The organism is Leifsonia sp. HAY1-4F, from assembly GCF_056755275.1.
The window spans coordinates 1-282 of sequence record NZ_JBNDHX010000249.1 but is presented as its reverse complement, the minus strand read 5'-3'; the positions used below and the strand labels follow the sequence as shown (position 1 = coordinate 282).

1 protein-coding gene is annotated in these 282 nt (G+C 68.8%); it reads right to left on the bottom strand.

The window, feature by feature from the left end:
- Window positions 1-89 precede the first annotated feature (89 nt).
- Entirely contained in the window at window positions 90-233 is a 144-nt protein-coding gene (locus ACPYOG_RS19410; protein ID WP_481295767.1) for a hypothetical protein, read from the bottom strand.
- Window positions 234-282: the final 49 nt, after the last annotated feature.

Sequence of the window (282 nt, the reverse complement as noted above, 5' to 3'; positions counted from 1 at the left end):
GTGCAGGGACCACATGGCGCGTTCGTCGCTTCCGTCCGTCGTTGCGGGTTCGTCGTGTCGGGGTCGTCGTTTCGGGGCGTCGATGCCGGTCAGAACTTGTGCGAGAGACCGACCTGCAGCCAGTCGGCCTGGAAGCGCGCCAAACCCGGCGAGCCGCTGCCGCCCAGGCGCCAGGCGGCGCGCTGTTCGTAGTGCTCGAGGCTCAGGTCGGCGGTCCAGCTCGGCGCAATCACCGTCGGGATGAAAGTCGCCTATGAGATCGCGCCGAACGCGGACACGCCC